At 69.8% G+C, this 5483-nt stretch carries 7 protein-coding genes; 4 read left to right on the forward strand and 3 right to left on the reverse strand.

Annotated features, from left to right (window positions below; genetic code table 11):
- Both U4E84_RS16030 and U4E84_RS16035 read left to right on the forward strand, forming a co-directional pair.
- Nucleotides 1-729: nucleoside phosphorylase (locus U4E84_RS16030; protein WP_322533120.1), on the forward strand; the 729-nt coding region annotated here is incomplete at its 5' end.
- 81 nt (nucleotides 730-810) lie between these two features.
- The gene (locus tag U4E84_RS16035; RefSeq protein WP_322533121.1) at nucleotides 811-1992 is read left to right on the forward strand and encodes an NAD(P)/FAD-dependent oxidoreductase; all 1182 of its coding nucleotides are present in this window, start codon (nucleotides 811-813) and stop codon (nucleotides 1990-1992) included.
- A gap of 117 nt (nucleotides 1993-2109) precedes the next feature.
- On the opposite strand, the gene U4E84_RS16040 is transcribed toward U4E84_RS16035, so the two are convergent.
- Nucleotides 2110-2643, reverse strand: coding sequence for an Rrf2 family transcriptional regulator (locus U4E84_RS16040; RefSeq protein ID WP_322533122.1), 534 nt, complete (start codon nucleotides 2641-2643; stop codon nucleotides 2110-2112).
- 141 nt (nucleotides 2644-2784) lie between these two features.
- On the opposite strand from U4E84_RS16040, the gene rocF reads away from it, so the two are divergent.
- Complete coding sequence (gene rocF / locus U4E84_RS16045) at nucleotides 2785-3690, forward strand: arginase (RefSeq protein WP_322533123.1); 906 nt, start codon at nucleotides 2785-2787, stop codon at nucleotides 3688-3690.
- Between the two features lie 23 nt (nucleotides 3691-3713).
- Here the strand turns inward: rocF and U4E84_RS16050 are convergent, their stop codons facing one another.
- Nucleotides 3714-4010 (reverse strand): hypothetical protein, encoded by a 297-nt coding sequence (locus tag U4E84_RS16050; RefSeq protein WP_322533124.1) that lies wholly within the window; start codon nucleotides 4008-4010, stop codon nucleotides 3714-3716.
- Nucleotides 4011-4155: 145 nt separating this feature from the next.
- Here U4E84_RS16050 and U4E84_RS16055 point away from each other — a divergent pair, with 145 nt between their 5' ends.
- Entirely contained in the window at nucleotides 4156-4947 is a 792-nt protein-coding gene (locus U4E84_RS16055) for a PHP-associated domain-containing protein (protein WP_322533125.1), read from the forward strand.
- Between the two features lie 22 nt (nucleotides 4948-4969).
- On the opposite strand, the gene U4E84_RS16060 is transcribed toward U4E84_RS16055, so the two are convergent.
- A complete protein-coding gene (locus tag U4E84_RS16060; protein ID WP_322533126.1) occupies nucleotides 4970-5482 on the reverse strand; it encodes a metal-dependent hydrolase in 513 nt (170 codons plus the stop codon).
- Nucleotide 5483 lies beyond the last annotated feature (1 nt).

The following is a 5483-nucleotide window of genomic DNA, read 5'->3' on the forward strand; positions in this document are numbered from 1 at the left end:
GGCAACCCCGAGCGCGTCGACAAGATCACGGCGCTGTGGGACGACCACGAGGAGGTCGCGCGCCACCGCGAGTACCGCACCGCGACCGGACGCTACGAGGGCGCGTCGATATCGGTGACGTCGACGGGGATCGGCTCTCCCTCGGCCGCCATCGCGGTGGAGGAGCTCGCCAGAGTGGGCGTCGACACGTTCGTCCGGGTCGGGTCGTGCGGCGCGATCCAGCCCGGGATGGACGTGGGCGACCTCGTGATCACGACCGGCGCGGTCCGCCAGGAGGGGACGAGCGACGAGTACGTCCGCGAGGACTACCCGGCCGCCGCGGACGGCGAGGTCGTCTCGGCGCTCGTCGCCGCCGCGGAGCGACTCGGGTACGACTACCACACCGGCGTGACGATGAGCGCCGACTCCTTTTACGCCGGCCAGGGCCGTCCGGGGTTCGAGGGGTTCGAGGCCGCGGGCTCCGACGAGCTGGTCGCGGAGCTGCGGGACGCCAACGTGAAGAACATCGAGATGGAGGCGTCGGCGATCCTCACCATTGCGAACGTGTACGGGCTTCGTGCCGGGGCGGTCTGCTCGGTGTACGCGAACCGAATCACCGGCGAGTTCCGAACCGAGGGCGAGTCGCGGGCGGCCGAGACGGCGAGCCTCGCCGTGAAGCTGCTCGCGCGCATGGACGAGGTCAAGCGGGAGGCTGGCGCCGACCGGTGGCACGCCGGGCTGTCGCTGTAGGTCGGGGCCGCGTCGACCGATTCTCGGCCGCGTCACGGGCGTTCCAAAGCGACTTTACCCGCGCGTCGCGGATCGACACGCATGACTACACAGGTCGTCGTCGTCGGCTCCGGCTACGCCGGGGCGGGTGCGGTGAAGGCGTTCGAAGACGAGGTCGGCGAGGGCGAGGCGGAGCTCACGTGGGTCTCGGAGCACGACTACCACCTCGTCTTACACGAGGTCCACCGCGCCATCCGCAACCCCGCCGTCGCGGACAAGATCACCATCCCCGTCGACGAGATCAAGTCTCCCGAGTCCGACTTCGTGCAGGGGCGCGTCGTCGACGTCGACACCGACGAGCGCGTCGTCGAGACCGACGACGGCGCGACCGTCGACTACGACTACCTGCTTCTCGGCGTCGGCTCCACGACCGCCTTCTTCGGCATCGAGGGGCTGGAGGAGCACGCCCACCAGCTCAAGAGCCTCGACGACGCGAAGGCGATCCACGAGGACGTGCGGTCGGCGGCGGCCGACGCGACCCGCTCCGACCCCGTCGAGGTGATCGTCGGCGGCGCCGGCCTCTCCGGCATCCAGACCGCGGGCGAGATCGCGGAGTACCGTGACAAACACCGCGCCCCGATCGAGATCACGCTCGTCGAGGGCCTCGACGAGGTGTTCCCCGGCAACGACCCGCAGATCCAGGGCGCGCTCCGCCAGCGGCTCGAGGACGCAGACGTCGAGATCCTCACTGGCGATTTCATCTCGGAGGCCGACGAGGAGGCGGTGTACCTCGGCGGCGGCGAGGACGAGGAGCCCGAGGAGATCGGCTACGACGTGCTGATCTGGACCGGCGGAATTACGGGCCAGCCGGAGCTTGAGAACGTCGAGGTCGAGAAGGACGACCGCTCGAACCGCGTCCACGCCGGCTCCGACTTCGCCACCAGCGACGACCGCGTGTTCGCCATCGGCGACACCGCCCTCGTCGAGCAGGGCGACGACGACGTGGCGCCACCGACCGCGCAGGCCGCCTGGCAGGCCGCCGAGATCGCCGGCGAGAACCTCGCGCGGGCCGCCCGCGGCGCGCCCCTCCAGTCGTGGGAGCACACGGACAAGGGGACCGTCATCTCGATCGGCGAGGACGCGGTCGCTCACGACGTGGTGGGGATGCCGATCAAGACGTTCGGCGGCACCCCGGCGAAGCTGCTGAAGAAGTCCATCGCGGTGCGGTGGATCGCGAAGGTCTCCTCCACCGGACGCGGCGTGAGCGCGTTCGGCGACATGTAGCGTCGGCGAGAGCGACGTTCGTCACAGCGGGGGTTTTGCTCGCGGTCGGCCGTCTCTGACGCCGAGAGCGACGGGGTTCGAGAGGGAGGACAGAGTATCGGATTCCCGGCGAGACAGTCAGTGCTCGGCGGGCTCGTCGGGCGCACGCATGTCGTCGATCCGGAGGATGAGGACGTTCGCGGTGTCGTCTTTCCCGTCGACGGTCCCGTCGATGACGAGCTTCGAGAGCGGCGTCGGGCCGACGGTGACGGAGTCGCCCTCGTGGAAGTTCCGGACGGAGCCCTGGACGTGGATCTCGGCGCGGCAGAGCTCGGGGTGGTGGACGCTGGAGAGGTCGATCCCGTCGACGTTGATCCCCTCGACCTCCTCGCCCTCGTGGAAGATGGGCACGTCGGCGGGCTCGTCCATGCGCTGGATGTCGAGGGCCTCGTACGCGTTCGAGGTGGGCTTGTAGCCGCCCTTCGGGCCGGGGACGCCCTCGACCAACTGGAGGGCCTTCAGGCTCTGCATCTGGTTGCGGATCGTGCCGGGGTTGCGGTCGACCTCCTCGGCGATCGCCTCGCCCTTTACCGCGTCTTCCTGTTCCCCGTAGAGGTTGATCAGGGCCGTGAGGATGCTTTTCTGACTCGACGTGAGCTCGATCGATGACATGGTCGCGCATAGATTGCGGCGGCGCTTAAATGCGATGGAAACGCGTTATAATCGATCGTGTAGGATAGGACGATCCGTGCCTCGAGGGGGCGTCGCCCCGGATCCCCGCCATTCAAGCGGTGGGACGCCGCTTGCTCTGACATGACCACCGTCAGGATCATCGGCGCGCCGACCGACTACGGGGCGAACCGACGCGGCGTGGACATGGGACCGTCGGCCATCCGGTACGGCGGGCTCGCCGACCAGCTCGCGAGCGCGGGCGTCGAGACGGTCGACGCGGGCGACCTCGCGGTCCCCCGCGCGGAGGAGCGCGACCCGGACGCGGACGCGCCGAGCGCCGGGAAGGCGAAGTTCCTCCGAGAGACGGCCGACGTGTGCCGCCGCCTCGCGGACGAGGTGGACGAGACGCTCGCGGACGGAGCGGTGCCGCTCGCGCTCGGCGGCGACCACTCGATCGCCATCGGGTCGCTCTCGGGGTCCGCTCGCGACGCGGACGTCGGCGCGGTGTGGTTCGACGCCCACGCCGACCTCAACACCCCCTCGACGACGCCCTCCGGGAACGTCCACGGGATGCCGCTGGCGGCCGCGCTCGGCCTCGACGAGTTCGAAGGGGTCGACTGGGCGAACGCGTCCGGGCTCTCCCCGGAGAACGTCGCGCTCGTCGGGCTCCGCTCCGTCGACGACGCGGAGGTCGAGGTCATCCGCGACAACGGCTTCGCGGCGTACACGATGTCCGACATCGACGAGCGGGGGATCACCGACGTTACCGAGGAGGCGATGGCGACCGCGGGCGAGGGCGTCGACGGCGTCCACGTCAGCCTCGACCTCGACTGGCTCGACCCCAACGAAGCGCCGGGCGTCGGGACGCCGGTCCGAGGCGGGGTGACCTACCGGGAGGCCCACAGCGCGATGGAGATCGTCGACGAGGCCGACACCCTCCGGTCGATGGAGCTCGTCGAGGTGAACCCGACGCTCGACCAGCACAACGAGACGGCCGAGCTCGCGACGGAGCTGGCCGCGAGCGCGTTCGGAAAGCGGGTGTTGTAGCGCCTCTCAAACGGCGTCGGCGCTCAGACGTCCCGGTCGAGCTCGTCGACGACGCGCTGGAGGTCGACCTCCCCTTCGATCTCCCGTTTGATCTCCTCGCGGCGGCGCACGGCCGCGGAGTCGGCGTCGTACGCGCGCACGAACTCGGCGCGGGTGTGCTCGTCGAAGGCGTGGCGGATCGCGAAGTACCCGTCCGGGACGATCGTCCCGCACACCTTGCACTCGTGGCGTCGGTGGTCGTCCGTCTGGTGGACGATGGCCGACTCGACGTCGTCGAAGGCGGCGTCACAGCCGCCGATTCCGCACGTCCAGCGGGGCATGTCCTCCCGTCGCTTCCGCGGGGGATTAACCGTTTCCCCCGCGTTCCGGGGACGACCCCGCCAGTCGCGACCGCGACGCTCGCCCCCGCCTCCGGCGTCGCCGTCGAACGATACGCCTTTGCTCGGGGACGCACACCGTCCACTCGTGACCCGACCGAGAACGCGCGTCGACGCCCACGTGAAGGTGCTCGACGACGCCGTCGTGGCCCTCGCGAAGGAGCGAGGGATCGACGCGCTCGTGTACGCGCCGCACTTTACGCGACTCCCCACGATCCGAGAGCGCGCGGCCCGCTACGCCGACGACGACCTGACTATCGTTCCCGCCCGTGAGGTGTTCACCGGCGACTGGGGGAACCGCCGACACCTCCTCGTCCTCGGTCTGACCGACCCTGTCCCCGACTACATCACGTTCGAGGCGGCGATGGCCGAGTTCGATCGGCAGGACGCCGCCGTCCTCGTCCCGCATCCCGGGTTCGCGACCATCTCGCTCACCCGACCGGAGATCGCGGCGCACGCCGACCGGCTCGCCGCGGTGGAGACGTACAACACGAAGCTCCTCCCCCACCAGAACGCTCGGACCCGGCGGATCGCGGAGACGACCGATCAGCCCGGATTCGGCACCTCGTACGCACACCTGCCCGGCACCGTCGGCGAGGCGTGGACCGAATTCGACGGCGACCTCCCGGACGCGGACGCGGTGGTCGACGCCTTCCGCGAGGAGCGGCCGCGAACGGTTGTCCATCGGAGCGGGATCCGCCACCAGCTCCGCGGGCTCCTGGAGTTCGCCCACCTCGGGTACGAAAACACCTGGGAGAAGCTGGATCGGCTGTTCCTCTCCGGGGACGAGCCGACGCTCCCGAGCAACGTGGTGTACGAGGGGCGATTCAACGACGTGAGCGTCTACTCCGGGGCGTTGACGGACTACCGACCCAAGTGACTGCCGGACGGGACCGGCCGGCTCAGACGCCGATCCCGGCTGCCGCCTCGCTCGCGGCCCGAGTCGCGGCCGAGACGTCCAGATCGAGCGTCACGACGTAGGTGTGGAGCGCCCAGAACGCCGCCAGCTCCAGCGCCGTGATGATCACGGTGATGAGGTCGGCGTACTTGCTGCTCGTCGTCACGCCGAACGGGAGCCCGTACTCTCTGTCCGACAGGGGGTGGAACAGCGCGATGCCGCGCCGGCTCCCGACGACGTCGAGGAGGTAGTGGGTCAACACGCCGATCCAGACGTACTGGAGGTTGCCGAAGACGATCGGGTACGCGAGGAAGATCCCGAGCACCGGGAGGCTGTGAAGCGTCTTCCGGTGGCGGCCGAAGGCGGTGTCGACGTCGGGGAACAGCGCGCCCAACACGATCGGCGCGGTGATCTCGGCGGTGGTGCGCGCCGTCGCCGTGTCGAGTCCGGGCTCGATGACGAATCCGAGCCCGAGCGCGAGCAGCAGGGCGTTGAGGACGTGGCCGCGTTTGTTCATA

Origin of the sequence: Halorubrum sp. AD140, assembly GCF_034497445.1 — an archaeon.
Classification (GTDB): Archaea; Halobacteriota; Halobacteria; order Halobacteriales; family Haloferacaceae; genus Halorubrum.